16 protein-coding genes are annotated in these 18,804 nt (G+C 71.4%); 4 read left to right on the top strand and 12 right to left on the bottom strand.

Translation table 11 applies throughout. The features are described from left to right. Positions 1 to 63 precede the first annotated feature (63 nt). The 6 genes from ACFWYS_RS29305 to ACFWYS_RS29280 form a co-directional block, all read right to left on the bottom strand. Positions 64 to 1,080 (bottom strand): DNA-directed RNA polymerase subunit alpha, encoded by a 1,017-nt coding sequence (locus tag ACFWYS_RS29305; RefSeq protein WP_384775240.1) that lies wholly within the window; start codon positions 1,078 to 1,080, stop codon positions 64 to 66. Positions 1,081 to 1,198: 118 nt separating this feature from the next. Then, positions 1,199 to 1,471, bottom strand: a complete 273-nt coding sequence (locus tag ACFWYS_RS29300; RefSeq protein ID WP_384775237.1) for a hypothetical protein — start codon at positions 1,469 to 1,471, stop codon at positions 1,199 to 1,201. A 68-nt stretch (positions 1,472 to 1,539) separates the two neighbouring features. Next, positions 1,540 to 2,883 carry a hypothetical protein gene (locus tag ACFWYS_RS29295; protein WP_384775361.1) on the bottom strand — a complete coding sequence of 448 codons (1,344 nt, stop codon included), beginning with the start codon at positions 2,881 to 2,883 and terminating at the stop codon, positions 1,540 to 1,542. A 5-nt stretch (positions 2,884 to 2,888) separates the two neighbouring features. Beyond that, complete coding sequence (locus ACFWYS_RS29290) at positions 2,889 to 3,230, bottom strand: hypothetical protein (RefSeq protein ID WP_384775234.1); 342 nt, start codon at positions 3,228 to 3,230, stop codon at positions 2,889 to 2,891. Between the two features lie 69 nt (positions 3,231 to 3,299). Next, entirely contained in the window at positions 3,300 to 5,117 is a 1,818-nt protein-coding gene (locus ACFWYS_RS29285; RefSeq protein ID WP_384775231.1) for an ATP-binding cassette domain-containing protein, read from the bottom strand. Next, positions 5,114 to 6,301 (bottom strand): DUF1611 domain-containing protein, encoded by a 1,188-nt coding sequence (locus tag ACFWYS_RS29280; RefSeq protein ID WP_384775228.1) that lies wholly within the window; start codon positions 6,299 to 6,301, stop codon positions 5,114 to 5,116. Before ACFWYS_RS29280 ends, ACFWYS_RS29285 begins: the two co-directional genes overlap by 4 nt. 246 nt (positions 6,302 to 6,547) lie before the next feature. Here ACFWYS_RS29280 and ACFWYS_RS29275 point away from each other — a divergent pair, with 246 nt between their 5' ends. Then, positions 6,548 to 6,967, top strand: coding sequence for a hypothetical protein (locus ACFWYS_RS29275; RefSeq protein WP_384775225.1), 420 nt, complete (start codon positions 6,548 to 6,550; stop codon positions 6,965 to 6,967). Positions 6,968 to 7,065: 98 nt separating this feature from the next. Here the strand turns inward: ACFWYS_RS29275 and ACFWYS_RS29270 are convergent, their stop codons facing one another. The 4 genes from ACFWYS_RS29270 to ACFWYS_RS29255 all read right to left on the bottom strand — a co-directional run bounded on the left by ACFWYS_RS29270 (position 7,066) and on the right by ACFWYS_RS29255 (position 11,215). Further along, positions 7,066 to 7,893 carry an SAM-dependent methyltransferase gene (locus tag ACFWYS_RS29270; protein WP_384775222.1) on the bottom strand — a complete coding sequence of 276 codons (828 nt, stop codon included), beginning with the start codon at positions 7,891 to 7,893 and terminating at the stop codon, positions 7,066 to 7,068. 135 nt (positions 7,894 to 8,028) lie between these two features. Next, positions 8,029 to 8,673 (bottom strand): LuxR C-terminal-related transcriptional regulator, encoded by a 645-nt coding sequence (locus ACFWYS_RS29265; protein ID WP_384775220.1) that lies wholly within the window; start codon positions 8,671 to 8,673, stop codon positions 8,029 to 8,031. Then, a complete protein-coding gene (locus ACFWYS_RS29260) occupies positions 8,637 to 9,932 on the bottom strand; it encodes a histidine kinase (RefSeq protein WP_384775217.1) in 1,296 nt (431 codons plus the stop codon). Before ACFWYS_RS29260 ends, ACFWYS_RS29265 begins: the two co-directional genes overlap by 37 nt. Positions 9,933 to 10,009: 77 nt before the next feature. Further along, a complete protein-coding gene (locus tag ACFWYS_RS29255) occupies positions 10,010 to 11,215 on the bottom strand; it encodes an MFS transporter (protein WP_384775215.1) in 1,206 nt (401 codons plus the stop codon). A 119-nt stretch (positions 11,216 to 11,334) separates the two neighbouring features. On the opposite strand from ACFWYS_RS29255, the gene ACFWYS_RS29250 reads away from it, so the two are divergent. The 3 genes from ACFWYS_RS29250 to ACFWYS_RS29240 all read left to right on the top strand — a co-directional run bounded on the left by ACFWYS_RS29250 (position 11,335) and on the right by ACFWYS_RS29240 (position 13,772). Beyond that, entirely contained in the window at positions 11,335 to 12,324 is a 990-nt protein-coding gene (locus tag ACFWYS_RS29250) for an ArsR/SmtB family transcription factor (protein ID WP_384775214.1), read from the top strand. A gap of 9 nt (positions 12,325 to 12,333) precedes the next feature. Further along, positions 12,334 to 12,837, top strand: a complete 504-nt coding sequence (locus ACFWYS_RS29245) for a glutathione peroxidase (RefSeq protein ID WP_384775211.1) — start codon at positions 12,334 to 12,336, stop codon at positions 12,835 to 12,837. An 83-nt stretch (positions 12,838 to 12,920) separates the two neighbouring features. Next, positions 12,921 to 13,772 carry a MerR family transcriptional regulator gene (locus ACFWYS_RS29240; RefSeq protein WP_384775208.1) on the top strand — a complete coding sequence of 284 codons (852 nt, stop codon included), beginning with the start codon at positions 12,921 to 12,923 and terminating at the stop codon, positions 13,770 to 13,772. Positions 13,773 to 13,826: 54 nt separating this feature from the next. On the opposite strand, the gene ACFWYS_RS29235 is transcribed toward ACFWYS_RS29240, so the two are convergent. Next, positions 13,827 to 15,689, bottom strand: coding sequence for an MFS transporter (locus ACFWYS_RS29235; RefSeq protein WP_384775205.1), 1,863 nt, complete (start codon positions 15,687 to 15,689; stop codon positions 13,827 to 13,829). Between the two features lie 187 nt (positions 15,690 to 15,876). Continuing rightward, positions 15,877 to 18,615 (bottom strand): D-alanyl-D-alanine carboxypeptidase, encoded by a 2,739-nt coding sequence (locus tag ACFWYS_RS29230; protein WP_384775203.1) that lies wholly within the window; start codon positions 18,613 to 18,615, stop codon positions 15,877 to 15,879. Positions 18,616 to 18,804 lie beyond the last annotated feature (189 nt).

Below are 18,804 nucleotides of genomic sequence, written 5' to 3'. Positions count from 1 at the left end.
GCCTGAGTAGAGATACTCAGGCCCCCGGGCCGCGTTCTCCCGGCTCAAGGCCGGGCGCGGGGATCAGTACTGCTCGGTCTCCACGAAGCCCGCGTCCGCGTTGTCGTCCGCGTCGAAGGCGGCGGCGGTCGGGTCGAATCCGGGCGGGCTGTCCTTGAGGCCGAGGCCCAGGCCGGCCAGCTTCGCCTTGACCTCGTCGATGGACTTCGCACCGAAGTTGCGGATGTCCAGGAGGTCCGCCTCGGAGCGTGCCAGGAGCTCGCCCACGGAGTGGACGCCCTCGCGCTTGAGGCAGTTGTAGGAGCGGACGGTGAGCTCCAGCTCCTCGATCGGCAGGGCGAGGTCGGCGGCAAGGGCGGCGTCCGTGGGGGACGGGCCCATGTCGATGCCCTCGGCGTCGATGTTCAGCTCGCGGGCGAGGCCGAACAGCTCGACCAGCGTCTTGCCGGCCGAGGCCATGGCGTCACGCGGACGCATGGCCTGCTTGGTCTCGACGTCGACGATCAGCTTGTCGAAGTCGGTGCGCTGCTCGACACGGGTCGCCTCGACCTTGTACGTGACCTTGAGCACGGGGCTGTAGATGGAGTCGACCGGGATACGGCCGATCTCCTGGCCGACCTGCTTGTTCTGCACGGCGGAGACGTAACCGCGGCCGCGCTCGACCGTGAGTTCCATCTCCAGCTTGCCCTTGCCGTTGATGGTGGCGAGGACCAGGTCGGGGTTGTGTACCTCGACACCGGCCGGGGGCGCGATGTCGGCGGCGGTGACCAGACCCGGGCCCTGCTTGCGCAGGTACATCACGACCGGCTCGTCGTGCTCCGAGGAGACGACCAGCTGCTTGATGTTGAGGATCAGGTCGGTGACGTCCTCCTTGACGCCCGGCACGGTGGTGAACTCGTGCAGGACACCGTCGACGCGGATGCTGGTGACAGCAGCGCCGGGAATCGATGAGAGGAGCGTACGACGCAGGGAGTTGCCGAGGGTGTAGCCGAAGCCCGGCTCCAGCGGCTCGATCACGAACCGGGAGCGGAACTCGTCGACGACCTCTTCGGTCAGGGACGGACGCTGAGCGATCAGCACGAGAGTCTTGCCTCCAATGTTTGGCGCCCGCTATGTGACGCCGTAGACAACACGAGGGTAAGGGCGGTTCGGCCTCCTTCAAGACCGAACCGCCCGACCCCGCCCGTGCGGAAGGGGGTCAGTGTGACGGGAAGAACACCGTGAGGCGTCCCCAGGCGGCCAGCGTGAGCACCGTGCACGGAAGAATCCACCACGGCCGCAGCCAGCGGCGGGCGACGGCCAGGATCGTGACCGGTGCGGTAAGCAGGGCGACGGTGAAGCCCAGTTCACCGAAGAGACGGATGTGGTCGAAGGACTGGTGGTCCCAGGGGCCGAGCGGGTTCGACAGGTACGCGATGCCCGTTGCGGCGCCCGCCGCGAGGTGGCCGAGGACCAGCAGGGTCGCGCACACGACGCCCATCACCCCTGATACCCGGGTTGCCCGAGTGGCCCGGGTTGCCCCTGATGCCTGCGGTGCCGTCATCCTTCGAGTGCCCGCCTCGCGTTCCCCACGTTCTCGTCGAACCTCCGGCCGTACACCTGAGCGTCGTCGCTCCGGTAGTAGGGGCCGCCGTTGTAGCGCGCCGCCAGCTCCTGCATCTGCTCTCTCGTCATCCGCTCCGGCGGTACGTCGGCGAATTCGCTCTCGGCCTTCAGCTGGGCGAGGTACTCCGAGGCGATGTAGATGTTCTGGCCGGGGTCCTTGGAGGCGTTGACCACCTCTTCGCGCTGTGCGTCGGTCAGGTGTTCAGGGTCGTAGCCGAGGACTTCGGCGGAGCGGCGTACCTGGATCGCGATCGGGCCCATGGAGGTCTGGTCCGCCTCGCCCAGGCCGGGGACGTGACGGCGGACCCCGTAGGCGGCGTCGTCGATCCAGGAGGGGTCGCCTTCGACTTCCTGCCAGGCGATGCCCGCCAGCATCTCAGGGGGCAGCCCGGAGTTGCGCGCGGCGTCGTTGATCAGCGCCTTGTTTCCCGCGATGTACTTGCGGCGGCCGGCGTCGTCGTTCGACGGCAGGTACAGGTAGTGGTCCTGCGCGGGCGGCAGGTGCGTGAGCCTGTCCCGTATGCGCTGCAGCGACGGCGAGACCGCGGTATCGCTCGGCACCCCGGTCATCGCGTCGGCCTTCATACCCGTGCCGGCGAGCTGCGTCATCGGGTCATGGCTCGCGGCGCTCACCTCCTGGCGCAACGCGTCCACCGCGCCGACCAGGAGGGCGGGGTAGTCGCCGTCGCCACCGCGGAAGTCCGGCAGGGACCGCAGGGCCGCCCGGATCTCGTGGAGGCAGTCCTCCCGGGCCGCGGACTCCACGCGCTGGGCGTCGCCGTAGTGGTTCTTGGTGGCGTGGTAGTAGTGCTCGGCCTCTTCGCGGATCGCGTCCACGTCGGCGGTGAGTTCCGCCGCCCAGTCGAGGAAGCCGGTCGTGGAGCGTAGGTCTTCCCACTGGTGCAGGGGTTCAGCGGCGCGCGCCGTGGGAGTGATCGGGTCGGCTTCGCGGGACATCACCTCGGCCAGACGGCTCTCCGTGGCCTGTCCGCTCTCGAAGTGGCCCTTGGCCCGCTCGACGGCCGTGGCGTAGTCGTCCAGCGCCCTGCGCACCCGGCCGAAGGCCGCCGAGAGGTGTTCCGCCAGGTCGAGCGCTTCCCTCAGCCGCCTGGTGTAGCGCTCCCGGTGCTCGCTCTCCCACTCGACCTTGCCGGCCTTGCGGAAGTCGTCGTCGCAGGAGGCCAGGAGGGTGTGGAGGCGGCCGTACTCGGCTGCGGTCCGTTCGATCAGCCGAGGGTTCGACGCGTCGAGGAATGCGACGTCCGCGCGGTACGCCATCGTGCTCACCGGTCCTCGGGGGCGACGTAACGCCCCTTGTCGAGGATGTCGTCCATCGCCCGCTGTGCGTCGGTGTCGGCCTGCACATAGGCGTTTCCGGTCGACCGCAGCTTCGTCGACAGGGCCGACAGCAGCGTCACCAGGTCGCCGTACTGATCCCCCGCGAAACGCGCGAAGTCCTCCACCGCTTCCGCCACTTGGGGGTGCGCGCGCGGTACGCGGCACTGGGTGGCGTTCTCCCCGTCCATCCGCCCGGCGTACAGCAGTCCGGCCAGTTCGTTCAGAAGATGCGAACTGCCGTCGATGGACTCGGCTCGCGCCGAGAACCCTCCAGGCCCTGTGGTCACCGTTCCCCCGATGTCGACAATGATCGCGACTGTGACGACCGTGAGCATGCCAGTTGCGGATGCAAGCTGTCACGTCGTGGTCTCCCACTCGACCGGACTCTGGTCATGCCGCCCACACCCCACGGGGCGGACGGTCAGTCTGCCCCCTTCGATGTGCCAGAGCGCGTCCGCGCGGGCGGCGAGCGCGGGGTCGTCGGTGACGTAGATGACCGTGCCCGGATAGCGCTCGAACAGCCGTTCCGCCAGGTCGGAACCGAGCGCCTCGTCCAGTCTGGCCTCGTCCAGCAGCAGCACCCGGGGTGCGCTGCGCAGCGCCCGCACCATCGCCACCTGGTAGCGCACGGCCATGGACAGACCGTGCCCGCCTTCGCCGAGCCGGGTGCGCAGACCGTGGGGCAGCAGCTCGGCCAGGGCCTCGACGTGGTCGCCGCACCCGTTCACGTCCCGGTTCGCATCCCCGTTCACGTCCCCGCTCCCGTGCCCGCCCTCGCCCGCCCCGACGGCAGCCCCCTTGGCAGCCCCTTTGGCAGCCCCGCTGACCGCCCCCGGAGGCTCCCCGAGCCGCAAGTTATGGCCCACGCTGCCGCGCAGCAACGGCAGTTCGGGGCTGGTCAGCCGGATCGCGCGCCGTACCGATTCGGGGTCGTGGCGGGCGAGGTCCTGCCCGTCGAGGAGCACGGCGCCGCCGTCCGGCTCCTGGAGGCGGGCGATGAGGCGGAGCAGCAGGGACTTTCCGGCGCCCGGAGGCCCCTGCAGCACTATTCGCTGGCCGGGCAGGGCGACGGCCGACATCTCCTTCAGTACGCCGTCCACGCGCAGGCCCGCCAGCTCCAGCCGCCCGGGCCCGTTCGCGAGGGGCTCGGCCCGGCGGGGCCGGCCCAGGCGGGCCGGTGCGGCGAGGATCTCGGTGATACGGCCGCGGGCGACGCGCGACTGCTGCCAGTGCTCCTGGACACGGACCAGTGACGACAGGGGCGCGCCCAGGAAGCCCGCCACCGTCAGCAACGAGGCGAGGGCCTCCCAGGTGGTGCCCGCCACCAGGCCCACGGTGACCACGATCAGCAGGATCCCGATGCCGCACGCCTCGGCCGTGGCCGACATCGCCCCGGTGAGACGGGCCTGGCGCACCATGGCACGGCCGTAGTCGCGACTGCGGCGCCGCATGACCCGGCGCTCCTCGCCGACCCGGCCGAGGGACTGCATGACGGCGGTGTGGGTGACGCGTTCGTTGACGAAGGCGGCGAGCCTGCCGTTGTGCCGTCTGGTGTCACGGACGCGTTCGCGCAGCCGCCGCCCGAACAGCGTGACGGCGGCCGCGGCGAGCAGGACCAGCGCCACCGAGAGCGCGCCGATGCCGGGCGCGGTGACGGTCAGGATGACGAGCGCGCACGCCACGAACACCCCGTCCACCAGGATCGGTGCCACGCCCTTGCTGATCCACAGCCGTAGCGCGGAGGCGTCGCCGGTGAAGCGGAGCACGGTCACACCGACGGTGCGCCGGTACGGTCCCCCGGCCTCGCTGGCGGCGACGTGGTCGAAGAGCCGCATTCTGACGCTGTGTACGTAGCTCTGGGCGAGGCGTTCCGCGAGTGGTTCGCCCGCCGCCTTGAGCAGCACGGTCGCGCAGGCCGACGTGATGAGTCCGACGGCGAGGGTGGTGGGCGCGTACCCGGCGACATGCGTGTAGATGGCGCTGCGGTCGTGGCCGGACGCGGTCTGCCCGCCGTGTGTGACGCGGTAGGCCGCGCCGTGCACCAGCAGGGCGAAGGCGACCACGCAGACCGCCTGCCCGAATCCCGCGAGTACCAGCAGCAGCATCAGTCGGCGCCGCACACCGCCCAGTGTGTGCGGCATCCGGACCCGCCGCCGCCGTGCCGCCGCGCTCACGCCACCGTTTCGGCCGGCAGCGGACCGCTGTAGGCGGCCGGCCGGCCGCGCTCCTGCGGCAGCCCGCCGTAGTCCGCCAACTGACCGGCGTCCTCCGGCAGCCTGCTGCCTTCTCCTACGACCCCGGCGGTGACGGTGCCGGTGAGCAGCTGGACGGCGACGGCCGGGTTGGCCATGGCGGATGCCGCGTACACCGGGATGTCCACGCCGGTCACCGCTTCGGCCGTGGCCAGCGGAGACGACGTCAGCACCCCGCTCAGGGCCACGACGGGAAGTCCCTCCTCGCGCAGCTGCCGTACGCCCGCCACCGCGCTGATCGAGTCACCGGCCGCGAACACGATGCCGTCGACACTGGAGCGGAACTCCGGTGTCCGCAGGAGCGCCGCCGTCTCCTTTTGGAGGAGTCCGTCCGCGACCTCCAGCACGATGGCGTCCGCCTGGTGGCTCGTCAGATCCGTGATCGCGCTGCGCAGCACGCGGATCACCTGCGGCATCGGCAGCTGGTAGGTGGTGGGGAAGCCCAGGTCGGTGAAGTCGATGACCCGCGAGGCGCCCGCGTCGGCCATCAGGGTCGGGTCACCGGGGGCACCGGTGCCGGTCACCTTCGCGGCGCCGACGCGGCGGCCGGCCAGGCCGAGGCCGCGGATGAGGGCGGCGGCCACGGTCGTCTTGCCCGCGTTCATCGAGGTGCCGAGTACGGCGATGGTGCGTGGGCGCGGAGCGAGGACCGGCACCACGGGCCGGGCCAGACGGGCGAGGTTGATGACTTCGCCGTGTTCGTCGGTCACCAGGCCCAGGGGCTCCACCCGGGTGGGGGTTTTCATTCTTGAGTGGGAGGCCACCACCCGTCCGGCTATGCCGCCACCGGCGACCAGATCGCAGGGTCCGAGGTGGTCGGGCACCTCCGACTCGAATTGGTCCGGGGCGTAGCGTGCGCCATAGGCGACCACGATCAGGTCGCCCACGAACAGCCGATTTCGCTTTCCGTGCACCTGCCCCAGGAATCTGTGCTGGCCGATTTCGGTGACCCGGCAGAGCACCAGGTCACCGGCGCGCGGAGGTACGTCCTCCACGCTCAGCCCCAGTGCTTTGGTGCTTCCGTAGCCCAGTTCGACAAGGCGGCGAGCCGTATAGGAAACCTTCGCCACCTCATTACGGGCTGAATTGAACCGCACGCTCTGCATGCATTTCTCCTTTACCCCGTCGTCCCGCGGAGCACCAGCATCCGCCGCACTCGGGGACCTCGCACTCCGGCCTCCGTCATCTGCGCCAAACGGGAACTCCTAATGGACGACGCCCCGATGGAGCAGGCGCTTCACCCGCGCGCGGCAGAACGGCACCCCAGCGCTTCGAATCCCCCTTTTCCGAAGGCGCTGGGATGCCGTGGATTCACTGTCCTGTACGCGAGCCGTTCAGGTCGTTGGCGGAGCGTGCGGTTCTTCTTCGCATCCAGTGCACTCAGCGCGTCCGCCCGTACCTCGCTCGGCGGCACGCCGTACGTGTTGCGGAAGGCCCTGCTGAAGTTCCGGATCGGCCAGGTGGTGGTCGATGAAGGCGTTGACGCGGGCCAGCAGGGTGGCCTGCCGGGTCTCGGCGGGCAGCCGGTCCGTGTCGCCGAGGTGCGCGGCCGGCAGGGAGGCGGCCAGGTCCACTCCGACGGCACCGAGCCTGGCGAGCTCGGCCGTACCCGCCTGGTCCGGCAGAGCCCACCCCGGTCGAGGCCCACCATGTCCCCCCACCAGCCGAACCGGTCCGGCGCCGGGATCGCATCGGTGTCCACCGTCACCACGGGCCCCGCCGCGGCGCTGTTCCGCTCCGCCGTCTCCTTGAGGATGGACATACAACGATGATGCAGGGCCGGGGAGTTGACCACTACAGGCACGATCGGAGACCTGCCGCGACGGAAGCCGGGTTCGGCCGGCTCGCACCGAACAGGCCGCACCGTGACTCAGGGCTTGCGGCCCACCCCGCAGTAGGCGTCGACCGCGGCCGTGGCCGGATCCGTGGGGCCGAGGGCGTCGGGGCGCCACTCGGGTACCTGGACGATGCCCGGGTCCACCAGGTCGAGCCCGTCGAAGAACCCGGCGATCTCACCGATGCTGCGGACGTGGTACGGCACGGCGCCGCTCGCGTTGTACGCCTCCGACGCGGCGATCATGCCCTCACTCGTCGCCGTACTGTCGCTGATCACCAGGTGGCTGCCCGACGGGAGGCCGTCCAGGAGGCGGCGTACCAGGTCACGGGCCTGGTCGTAGTCGGCGACATGGCCGAGCGTGTTGAGGATCATCAGGGCGACCGGGCCGGACAGGTCGAGCGTGCCCGCGGCGGCCTCCAGGACGGCGTCGGGGTCGTACAGATCGGCGTCCAGGTACGTCGTCATGCCCTCGGGCGTGCTGGTGAGCAGGGCGCTCGCGTGGGCCAGCACGACGGGGTCGTTGTCGACGTACACGATCCGGGCGTCCGGGGCCACGCGCTGGGCCACCTCGTGCGTGTTGTCGGCGGTCGGCAGCCCGGTGCCGACATCCAGGAACTGCCGTATGCCCACGTCGCCTGCGAGATGGCGGACCGCACGGCCCAGGAAGAGGCGGCTGGTGACGGCCACGTCGACCAGGCCGGGGAAGATCTCCTTGATCTCGTCGCCGATCTGCCGGTCCACCTCGTAGTGGTCCTTGCCGCCGACGAAGTAGTTCCAGAAGCGCGCCGAGTGCGGCTTCGTGGTGTCGATCCGGGCCCGCGCCCGAGCGGCCGCGGTGATGGAGGTGTGGGGATCGGACACGGTGGGCCTCCTGGGTACGGTGCGCATCGCTGCCGGTGATCAATTCAGCACTCAACCTAAGTCAACTGCCTTTGATACAGCGGCAGTTGGCGCGGAAACGCCTCACGCACCGTGATGTTTTGGCCATCTCTCGCGTCACTGGTCCAGATAGGCGAGCACCGCCAGCACCCGCCGGTTGTCCGCGTCCGCCGGAAGCAGTCCCAGCTTGCCGAAGATATTGCCGATGTGCTTGGCGACCGCCTTCTCCGAGATGAACAGCCCTTGTGCGATACCGGCGTTGGAGCGCCCCTGCGCCACCCACTCCAGGACCTCGCGCTCCCGTGCCGACAGGCTGCCCACGGCCTCGTCGCGCTCCTTGCGGACCAGGAGCCCGGCGACCACCTGGGGGTCCATCACGGTGCCGCCCCCGGCCACCCGGCGGATGGAGTCCAGGAACTGGGCCCCGTTGGTGACCCGGTCCTTCAGCAGATAGCCGACGCCCCGGCCGCCCCCGGCGAGCAACTCACGGGCGTAGAGCGGCTCCACGTACTGGGAGAGCAGCAGAACCGGCAGCTCCGGCAGCCGCTCGCGGGCCGCCAGCGCCGCGCGCAGCCCCTCGTCGGTGAAGGTCGGCGGCAGCCGGACGTCGACGACCGCGACGTCCGGCCGCTGTCTGATCAGCGCGTCCAGCAGCTCCGTACCGTTGTCCACGGCGGCCACCACCTCGTGGCCGTGGGCGCCGAGCAGCCGGATGAGTCCGTCCCTCAGGAGGAAGTGGTCTTCGGCGAGGGCAATACGCACGGAAGCTCCATCGTCACCGTCGTCGGTCCGTTCACGGGGCTGTGCACGGCCAGCACCCCGTCGAACGTGGCGAGCCGGCGCTCGACGCCCCGCAGACCGCTGCCGCGCAGGACGTCCGCGCCGCCGTGGCCGTCGTCCGTGACGGTGATGCGCAGCATGCCGCGAGCGTAATGGATGTCGATCAACGCCCGGTCGGCACCGGAGTGCTTGGCGACGTTGGCGAGGAGCTCCGAGACCGCGAAGTACGCGGCCGACTCGACCGGCATCTCGGGGCGGCCCGGCAGGTCCACCCGGACCTCGGTGCGGACCGGGCAGACCATCGCCAACGCCCGTACCGCGTCCGCCAGTCCGCGGTCGGCGAGGACCGGCGGATGGATGCCGCGGACCAGGTCACGCAGCTCCTGAAGCGCCTTGGCGGAGGACTCGCGCGCCTCGGCCAGCAGGGCGCGCACGGCCTCGGGGTTGGTCTCCAGCAGGGTCTCGGCGGCGTCCAGGGTCATGCCCATCGCCACCAGCCGGGCCTGGGCGCCGTCGTGCAGGTCGCGTTCGATACGGCGGATCTCGGCCATCTGTGTGTCGACGGCGTCGGAGCGGGTGGCGGCCAGATGCCGGATGCGGCTCGCCATCAGCTCGGCTTCGCTCGGGGCGAGCATCGCCCGGGTGTACAGGGCGTGCCGGCGCACGACACGCGGCGCCGACCACAGGGCCAGCGGCAGTTGCAGAACGCCGAGCACACCGGCGAGTACGGCGGTGGCCTGTCCCTCGATCGGGATGAACTGGTACCAGAGCCCGTCCCACTCGACGGACAGCGGAACGCCGAAGAAGCCGAGGAAGACGCCCCACACCCCGCTCAGGACCAGGGCGACCGGCAGGAAGGCGAGGAACGCGCCGGCCAGCGGGTCGGCCAGCACCCAGACGTACTCCCGCCGCAGCTGCGGATCGCTCATGATCCACCGGTAGCGGGCCACCGCCCCGGAGGCGCCCTCGGGTGCGGGCGGCAGCGGACCGGGCGGGCCCGGTATCTCCACCCCCGCCCAGCGCAGCGCCAGTTCACGCCGCCGCGCGGCCAGAGCGCGTACGCCCTCCATGGCGCGCGGCACCATACCGAGGCCGGGCCCCACCAGGGTGATCGCCCCGGAGACCGCCAGGGAGCGGCCCAGGGCCGCGACCGACGACCAGCACAGGGCCGTCGCCCGCCGCAGCCCGACTGCTCCGGCCGTGACGGAGAACCCCCTGATCTCGTCCGGCATGCGGTCCATACGCGGTGCTCCTCTCGCTGTTGCCTGTGGGCGCCGAAGTGCCCGTGCCCTCATTCTGGCGAGGCCCGGGGCAGAGATCAGTGGGAATAACTCCCCTCTTCGGCCTCCCTCCCGGCCACCCGGGAAGGGCGCTGCAGGCCGGCCGCCGCCAGCGACAGCGTCACCGCGACCGACGCCACCGCCATCACCGTCATCCCCTGGGCGGGCGAGGTCAGTTGGGCCACCGCGCCCGCCAGCGCCGCACCCACCCCCTGCATGGTGAGCATCCCGGAACCGTGCAACCCCAGGACATGACCGCTGAGTTCGTCCGGGGTCAGGGCCATCAGCCGCTCCTGCTGGACGAGGCTCGCACCGAAACCGACGGAGGCGACGGCCGCGGCGACGGCGGCCAGTGGCACCGCCGGACGCAGGGCGAAGAGCAGATACGGGGCGGCCAGCAGGAGCAGCAGCGGTACGCCGAGCCGCGGGCGCAGCCGGGGCGGCACCAGACGGCCCACCGTCACATCGCCGACGAACATCCCGAGCGCCGCGCAGGCGAACAGCGTGCCCGCCGCGTCCGGGGCGTAGGAGACGTACAGGGATTCGCAGCCGACGATCAGGCCGTTGGGGATCCACAGGGCGAGCAGGACGAGGCGGCGCGGGCGCGAGGACCACAGCAGGGCGTTGTTGCGCCAGGTCGCCGCGACCGACGGGCGGCCCTCGGCGCGGGGCGGACGGGCGGTCAGGCCGAGGCGGAGCCCCGCTGCCGCCACCCCGTACAGCGCCGCCGCCAGCAGCAGGGACAGACGCGGCGACAGGGCCGTCACCAGGATGCCGCCCGTCGCATAGCCGGTGATCTGGGTGATCCCGGCCATCATGTTGAAGAGCGAACGCCCCAGCATGAAGCCGTCCTTGGTGAGGATCTCGTTCACCAGTCCCCAGCGGACGCCGCCGCCGAGCGAAGCGACCAGGCCCTGTCCGAGGCTGACGGGGAACACCGCCCAGAGGGGCAGCGCGGGCAGCGCGAGGACAGCCGTGGTGGCGGCGAAGGCGAGGGAGATCCCGGTCAGCGCGGCCCTCGGGGACAGCCGGTCGGCGCCGGACAGCAGGAAGGTCGCCCCGAGCACCTGCGCCAGCGACGGACCGAACATGCTCACCGCCGACAGCAGCGGCGACTGCGTGGCGCGGAACACCAGGACGCCGAGGGCGAGACCGCTGATCGTCTGGGCCATGACGTTGGCCGAGGAGGCGAGGAAGAGGGGGGTGAACTCCGGGGTGCGGAAGAGGTGTCGGTAGCTGCGCATGCGCGGAGTCTGCGGCGGCCGGGAAACCGGTCGTTATTGTTTCGCCGGGACGCGAAAGGTTGGGGAGGCCGAGGCCACGGGGACGGCCAGGGCCGCTGGGACGGCCACGGGGAGGGTTCATGGGCTGGTGGCAGATCAACGCCGACACCCTCGCCGCGAGCCGGTTCGTCCTCTCGCCGTTCGCCGAGACCTTCGCCGCGCTGAAGCTGCTGCACTCGGCCGCCGCCGCCCACCCCGGCGAACGCGCCTGGCTGGACGCCCGGCTGCCCGGCTACCGGGCCCGCCTGGCCGCCGACCCGGTCACCGCACGGCTGGTGCGGGCCGGGCTCGGCAAGGACTGGATCGCCGACTTCCTCACCCCGACCCCGAAGGACGGGGAGACCTTCGAGGAGACCGTGGACCGGGTCCGCGCGGCCGACCCCGGCGAGGCCCGCGCCCACCTCACCGTCTCCCTCGCCGGCCCCCTCCCCGCCGTACTCGACCGGGACGACCTGCCCGAACGCGCCGCCGCACTCCTCGCATACGTCTGGACCGAGGCGGTACGCCCGGACTGGGACCGGCGTCGACGCGTCCTGGAGGCCGATGTCGTCGCGCGGACCGCGCAGGTGAGCCAGGGCGGCTGGGCGGCCGTACTGGACTCCCTGCGCCCCGGACGCACCCGCTGGCTCGGCGACAGCAGGCTCCAGGTGAACCTGCACGAATACCCGCCCCGCGAGATCTCCGGCGCCCAACTCCTCTTCGTCCCGGTCACGCCGAAGGGCGGCTGGGTGTCCTGGGAGGGAGCCGACCCCGACCGGTACGCCGTGGTCTATCCGTGCGCGGGCGCGCTGACCGACCCGGGCGCCAGGGCGGTCCCCGCGAGCCTCGGCGCCCTGCTCGGGCCCGCCCGTGCCGCGGTGCTCGTCCTGCTCGGCTCCCCGCTGAGCACGACCCAGCTGGTCGCGGTGACCGGGCAGGGACTGGGTTCCGTCGGCCGCCATCTGAAGGTCCTGCTGGACGCGGGCCTGGTGGAGCGGCGGCGGGCCGGGCGGGCGGTGCTGTACTCGCGTACGGCGGCCGGGGAGGTGCTGGTGGAGGCCCGGCACCGGCGCGACACTTACCGGAGTTAGCATCCGGTAATGACGACCAGTGACAGCAACTCTCCCCTCTCCGTCGAGATCGGCACCCTCCAGGGCGGCTCCGCGGACCTCTCCCAGTACGCGGGCAAGGCCGTGCTCGTCGTGAACGTCGCCTCCAAGTGCGGCCTCACCCCCCAGTACACCGGCCTGGAGAAGCTCCAGGAGCAGTACGCGGACCGTGGCTTCACCGTGCTCGGCGTGCCCTGCAACCAGTTCCTCGGCCAGGAGCCCGGCAGCGCCGAGGAGATCGCCGAGTTCTGCTCGGCGACGTACGGCGTGACCTTCCCGATGACCGAGAAGGTCGAGGTGAACGGCGAGGGCAGGCACCCGCTGTACGACCGCCTGGTCGGGTTCGCCGACGCCGAGGGGCACAGCGGCGACATCCGCTGGAACTTCGAGAAGTTCCTGATCGGCCGGGACGGCAAGGTCGCCGCCCGCTTCTCGCCGCAGACCGAGCCGGCGGCGGCGGAGCTCGTCGCGGCCGTCGAGGCCCAGCTGGCGTAGCCGGGCGTTGACCTTGCCCCTGGGGCAGGGCCGACCGTTCTTCGCACCGGGCGGAGCAGCCGCCCGGTGACGGAGGATGAGGCGTGGACGACGAACTGCTCACCATCGGCGCGTTCGCCGCACGGGCCCGGCTCTCGGCCAAGGCGCTCCGGCTGTACGACCGCCTCGGACTACTGCCTCCCGCCCACGTCGACGAGCTCAGCGGTTACCGCTACTACCGCGCCGACCAGATCGAACGCGCCCGCCTGGTGGCACTCCTGCGCCAGCTGGACATGCCGCTCGCGCGGATCGCCGAGGTGGTCGAGGCCCCGGACGGGGCCACGGCGGCCAGCCGGCTCACCGCGTACTGGGCGGACGTCGAGGCGCGGATGGCGGGACAGCGGACACTCGCCGAGTACCTCCGTGGACGACTGTCGGGGAGGAGCTCCGAGATGTACGGGAAGTTCGAGGTCGAGACGGTGGAGGTGCCCGAGCAGGTGCTGATCACCGAGACCCGGCATGTGCTGGCGGGCGAGCTGCCGGCGTGGATCGGGGCGTCACTGGGGCGGCTGGAGGAGGGCGCGCGGGAGTGCGGCGGCATCACGGCGCCGCCGTTCGTCGTCTACCACTCCGAGGTGTCGATGGAGAGCGACGGCCCCGCCGAGTCGTGCGTGCCGGTGGCCGACGAGGCCGCCGCCCGGGCGTGGGTCGAGAAGCAGGGCCGCACCCATGCGACGAAGCTGCGCGTGGAGCCGGCCCAGCGGCTGGCGTACACCAGGATCACCAAGGCCCAGGTCGCCCATCCGCAGATCCTGGCCGCCTTCGAAGCGGTGGAGGAGTGGATTCCGCGGCAGGGTCTGTGGATGGCGGGCCCGTGCCGGGAGGTCTACTTCGCGGACTGGGACGCGGCGGGCGCCGAGGACCCGGTGTGCGACGTGGCGTTCCCGGTGCGCTGACCGGCAGACCAGCCGGCCGACCCGCCCGGCTGACCAAGGCGGGCTGCGCCGGGCTCAGCCCTGGCGCAGCTCGTCCGGGCAGGGCGTCCCGCGCGGCACGTCGTACGGCGCCGCCAGGCGGTAGGTGCCGGCCTTCGGCGCCAGCAGCACCGTCCACTTGTCGCCGAACGCGTCCTCGTCCGTCTCCATCAGGCAGCCGTTCACGTTGTCGTACGACTTCGGTCCGCCGTCGGGGCGGTTCTTGGACGCCTTCGTCTCCCGCGGCGGGTCGAGCTTCGCGCCCTCGGCGTCGACGATGCTCAGCCACGGCGAGTAGGGGATGCGGATGAGGACGCGGCCCGGCTTGCTCACCCGCATCGTCATCTCGCCCTGCTCGGCCCGGTCCACGACCGCGTTCGGCTCAGCGAACGGCGCTGGGGCGGTCACCTGGAACAGCTGCCAGTTGGCGTCGCCCCACACCTGCTTGAGGTACGGCAGGCCGCGCCGCAGCAGCTGCCGCTCGCGCTCGGCGGCTGTGGGGTCCGGCTCGTCCTTGGGCAGCACGACGAAGTGCACGGCCCAGCGCTGGAGCCACTCGCGGTAGTTCGCGGAGTTGAGCGTGTCGTCGTAGAAGAGCGGGTTGCGCTCCATGTCGAGTTGGCGGTTCCAGCCGCGGGCCAGATTGAAGTACGGGGCGAGGGCGGAGGCCTCGCGGTGGGAGCGGGCGGGCACGACCTCCACCCGGCCCTTCTCGGCGCCGACCTCCTGGAGCTCGTTGACCAGCGGCGCCAGCTCGCGGGCCCAGGACGCCTCCGGGGCGGCGTGGACGATGTCGTCGCCCGTCTTGTAGCCGATCCAGCCGGCGAAGGTGACCAGGGCCAGCACGGTCGTGTACCACTTGCGCGAGCGCGGCACCGTGAACGGCAGGGCGGCGACCAGGACCACTCCGGCGAACAGCATCGCAAGGCGCGTGATGTTGGAGCCGATCTGCGAGCTGACCACCCAGACCAGGACGACGGCCAGGCCGTAGACCGCGGCCACCAGCCGGACCGTCTTCCACTCCTCCGGAACGACCACGAAGGTCACGACCGCGAACAGCAACGGCAGCAGCACCGAACCGATCACCATCGGCTGGGTGCCGGAGAAGGGGAAGAGCCACGCGGACACGGCCACGACGGCCGTCGGCGCCAGGCCCAGCGCCCATGCGCCCGGCCGTCGCTTCTGCAGGAACAGCGCGACCGCGACGAAGCCCACGAACAGCCCGGCCACCGGCGACGCCATGGTGGCGAGCGCGGCCAGCGGGGCCGCGCACAGGGCCTTCGCCCACCGCTTGTAGCGCCAGCGGTACGGCCAGCAGAACACCACGGCGACCGCGCCCAGCGCGAACATCGTGCCCAGGGCGAAGGTCACCCGCCCGGAGATCGCGTTGGCGATCAGCCCGAAGACCCCGGCGAGCGAGGCCCACAGCGGGTTCCGTACCGAGCGGGTGCGCAGGAGCACCAGCATCAGCAGGCCCGCGGAGATGGTCCCCGCGATCATCATCGTCGTACGGACACCGAGGACCGACATCAGATACGGCGACACCACGCTGTACGACACCGGGTGCATCCCGCCGTACCAGGCGAGGTTGTACGCCGAGTCGGGGTGCCGGCCGACGAACTCGGCCCAGGCGTCCTGGGCGGCGAGGTCGCCGCCGCTGCTTGCGAACGTGAAGAACCAGATGACGTGGAGAAGCCCGGCGAGGGTCGTGATCGACAGCACCGGGTGACGCAGCAGACGCTCACGCAGGGCGTGGACGGAGGCGGTCAGCCGCGACGGCGGTCTGTCCTGCGGACGGCTCGGGCCGTCTCCCTGGCGCGGCGCGGGCACGCGTATTCGCGGTCCGGCTCCTCGTCCCGGATCGGCGTCGTCGGCGCGTGTCGGCTCCGCAGTGGCCACTTGTGAGGCACTCCCCGTGTGTCCCGTCTTCTGTTCTGGCCGCGTCCCGTTTCCCGCGTGTTGTCGGCCCAGACCCTGAAGGTTCTCCGGTCGCGCCTTGTGAGCGGCGACCTGCCCGTTTCGTGACGCTAGCACGCGGCCCGCCGACGAGCGCCGTCGAGCGCCGTCGGCGGGTGCGTGCTGCGGGTCAGCCGACGCGGGTCAGCTTCTGGGCGAAGCCGGGTTCCGTGAGGTCCTTCTGCAGGGCCACCGGGACCTTGACCGCGCCGCTGGTGCCGTCGCCGACGGTGAGCGTGCCCACCTTGGTGCCGGCCTTGGCGGTGTGCGGGACGTCGTCGGCGTCGAAGGACAGCTTCACCTTGAAGCCTGCCCAGCCGACGGCGGTGACGTCCTTGGTGAGTACGACCGGGGTGTGACCGCCGAGGCCGTCGTCGACGTACCCGACGACGTCGCCCTTCTTCAGGATCTTCGCCGAGGTCAGCTCGTCCTGGGCGGCCAGCATCACGACCCTGCTGACGTCGTTGACGGTCTTGATGATCGGCGACTTGTGCTGCCCGAGGACGGCGCCGACGAGGGTGATGGTCTCGCCACCGACCTCCTTGCGGGCGGCGAAGAGCAGGTTGCCGCCGGCGGCGCTGGTCGTGCCCGTCTTGATGCCGATGGCTCCGTTGTACGGGACCAGGTAGTTGTAGTTGTAGTGCTTCTTCCCGGAGGGGTCGAACCACTGGCCCATGGAGGTGATCTCCACCAGCGCCGGGATCTTGACCAGCTCATGGCCCAGCTTCACCTGGTCCTCGGCGGTGGAGACGGTGCTCTCCTTCAGGCCCGAGGCGTCGGTGTACGTGGTGTTGGTCATGCCGAGTTCCTTGGCGGTGGCGTTCATCTTCTCGATGAACGCCTTCTCCGAACCGGCGTCCCAGCGGGCCAGCAGGCGGGCGATGTTGTTCGCGGACGGGATCATGATGGCCGCGATCGCGTCGTGCAGCGTGATGACGTCGCCCTCCTTGACGGTGTTGAGGGTCGACTCGTTGTCCTTGTCGTAGCCGCCCTCCTTCTCCGCCAGGGCGTCGATCGTGATCTTCTCGCCGTCGTCGCCCGACTTCAGTTCGTGGTCCTTCAGGACGACGTACGCGGTCATGGCCTTGGCGACGGAGCCGATGGCCACGGGCGTCTGCTTGCCGAAGTTGCCCATCGTGCCGATGCCGTCGACGTCCATCCAGCCCTGGCCCTCGCCGGGCCAGGGGAGGGCGGCCTTGTTGCCCTCGAAGGCGTACGACTCCTCGGCGGTGAGCGCGAGGGTGGGGGCGGGCAGCGGGCGTACGGCCTGTGCGATCGCGAAGACGACCGCGAGCAGGAGGACCAGCGGGGTCCAGATCTTGATACGCCGGACGACCGTCCGGACCGCCGTGTCCGGGGGCGGCGGGGTGTTCGTCAGCTCGGCCAGCAGGTCGAGCGGGGGCTTGGGGGGCAGGGGTTGCTGGGCGGTGCGCTCAGGGCCGACCTGGGGGACGGCGGCGGTCTCGTCGGGGGCCGGGGCCTTCGGCGCGGCCGGGGTGTCCTGCTTTATGTCCGGCTTGAGTGCGACGAACTTGCTGGTGCGTTCGGCGGGGGCCTCGGGCTTGGGGGCCTTCAGCGGGGCCTTCAGCGGGGCCTTCAGCATGGTGGTGGGCTGGTCCACGTGGGGCTTGGGTGGACGTACGGCCTTGAACACGGCGGTCGGCTGATCCACGGCCTCGGCTACGCCTTCGGCCTTGGTGCTCCCACCCGCACCACCCGTGCCACTTTCGTCGTCGGCTGCGGGTGGCCCCTGCGGGGCGCCCTCGCCGTCGGCGGCTGCGGGTGCGTCGTCGGGAGCGGGGGTGTCGCCCGGAGCGGTGGTGCCGCCGGGGGCGAGGGTGGTGGCGCGGTCGGTGGTGGCGGCAGGGTCGGCGCCGGTGGGCTCAGGCGCGGTGTCAGCCTCAGGCTCGGGCTCGGGCTCAGTCTCGGCCTCGGCCTCGGGCTCGGCCCCAGCCTCGGGCTCGGCGTCGGGCTTGGCGTCGGGCCTGGCGTCGGGCTTGGCGTCAGCCTCGCGGGTAGTGGCGGCCTCGGGAGCGGTGGCGGTGTTTTCGCCCTCGCCTGCCTCCTCGGCCGCTTCGGCTTCGGCTTCCGCCTCCGCTTCGGCGTCCTTGGCCGGTTCGGTCTCAGCGTCCGGCTCGGTTTCGGCGTCTGCGGGGGTCGCGTCGGCAGGGGCGGCTGCGGTGGCGGTGTCCACGCCCTCGCCCTCGCCCTCGCCCTCGCCCTCGTCCTCGCCTCTGTCGGCCTCCTGGGCCGCGTCCGCCTCGGGGAGCGTCTTCGAGCCACCCGTGGGCCCGTCCGAGCCGTTCTCGGCGTCGTCAGCCTCGCCGGACGCCTGCGTGTCGTCCTCGGCCTCCGCCTTGTTGCTCGCGTCGGAGTCGGCGTCTGCGTCGGCATCCGGACCCTCGGCAGGCCCGTCCTCCCCGTCCGCGGAAGCCACCCACGCCGCCACAGCAGCCCTCAGCCGGTCATCACCCTGCGCAGCGGAGCCGTCGCCCTTGCCGTCGCCCTCGGCCTCCGCCGTCTCGGCGTCTCGGACCCGGTCCTCATCGCGCCCGGCGTCGCCGGCCTCAGCCTCATCGCCCCCGGCGTCGCCGGCCTCGGCCTTCGCCAGTTCCGCGCGCACCGCCTCCAGCTCGCGTCGCGACAGCACACGCGTGGCCGTGTCCACGCCACCACGCGGTGCGGTGATCGAGCTCTTCGGCGCGGCGTCCTCGCGGGCCATGGCCAGCCTGGGATCGCGCTTCTCGGATGGGGCCGGACTCGCTGCGGCGGTGGATTCGGGACGTTCGGGAACCGGACCCGCGCTCCCCGACGTCGGTTCTGCCGACGACTCGCGCTTCTTCGACCTGTCGGGGGACTCGCCCGCCACCGATGCCTCCTCCATGTGCCCCGCACGCGCCGCGTGCGTCTGCCGAACCGTGAGCCGTCGCCCGGACACGGCGTCCGTGCGACCCCCGTGTCGCTGTCCGAACCATGTACCAGTGTCCTGTGCGCTACCCACTACCGGTGCGGTAGACGAGAACGACATACCTACTGGTTCCCTCACAAACAGGTCACG

Source organism: Streptomyces sp. NPDC059010, assembly GCF_042740355.1.
In the GTDB taxonomy this organism is placed as follows: Bacteria; Actinomycetota; Actinomycetes; order Streptomycetales; family Streptomycetaceae; genus Streptomyces.
The sequence above is the reverse complement of the archived record's forward strand: the minus strand, read 5'-3'. Positions and strand labels throughout refer to the sequence as shown.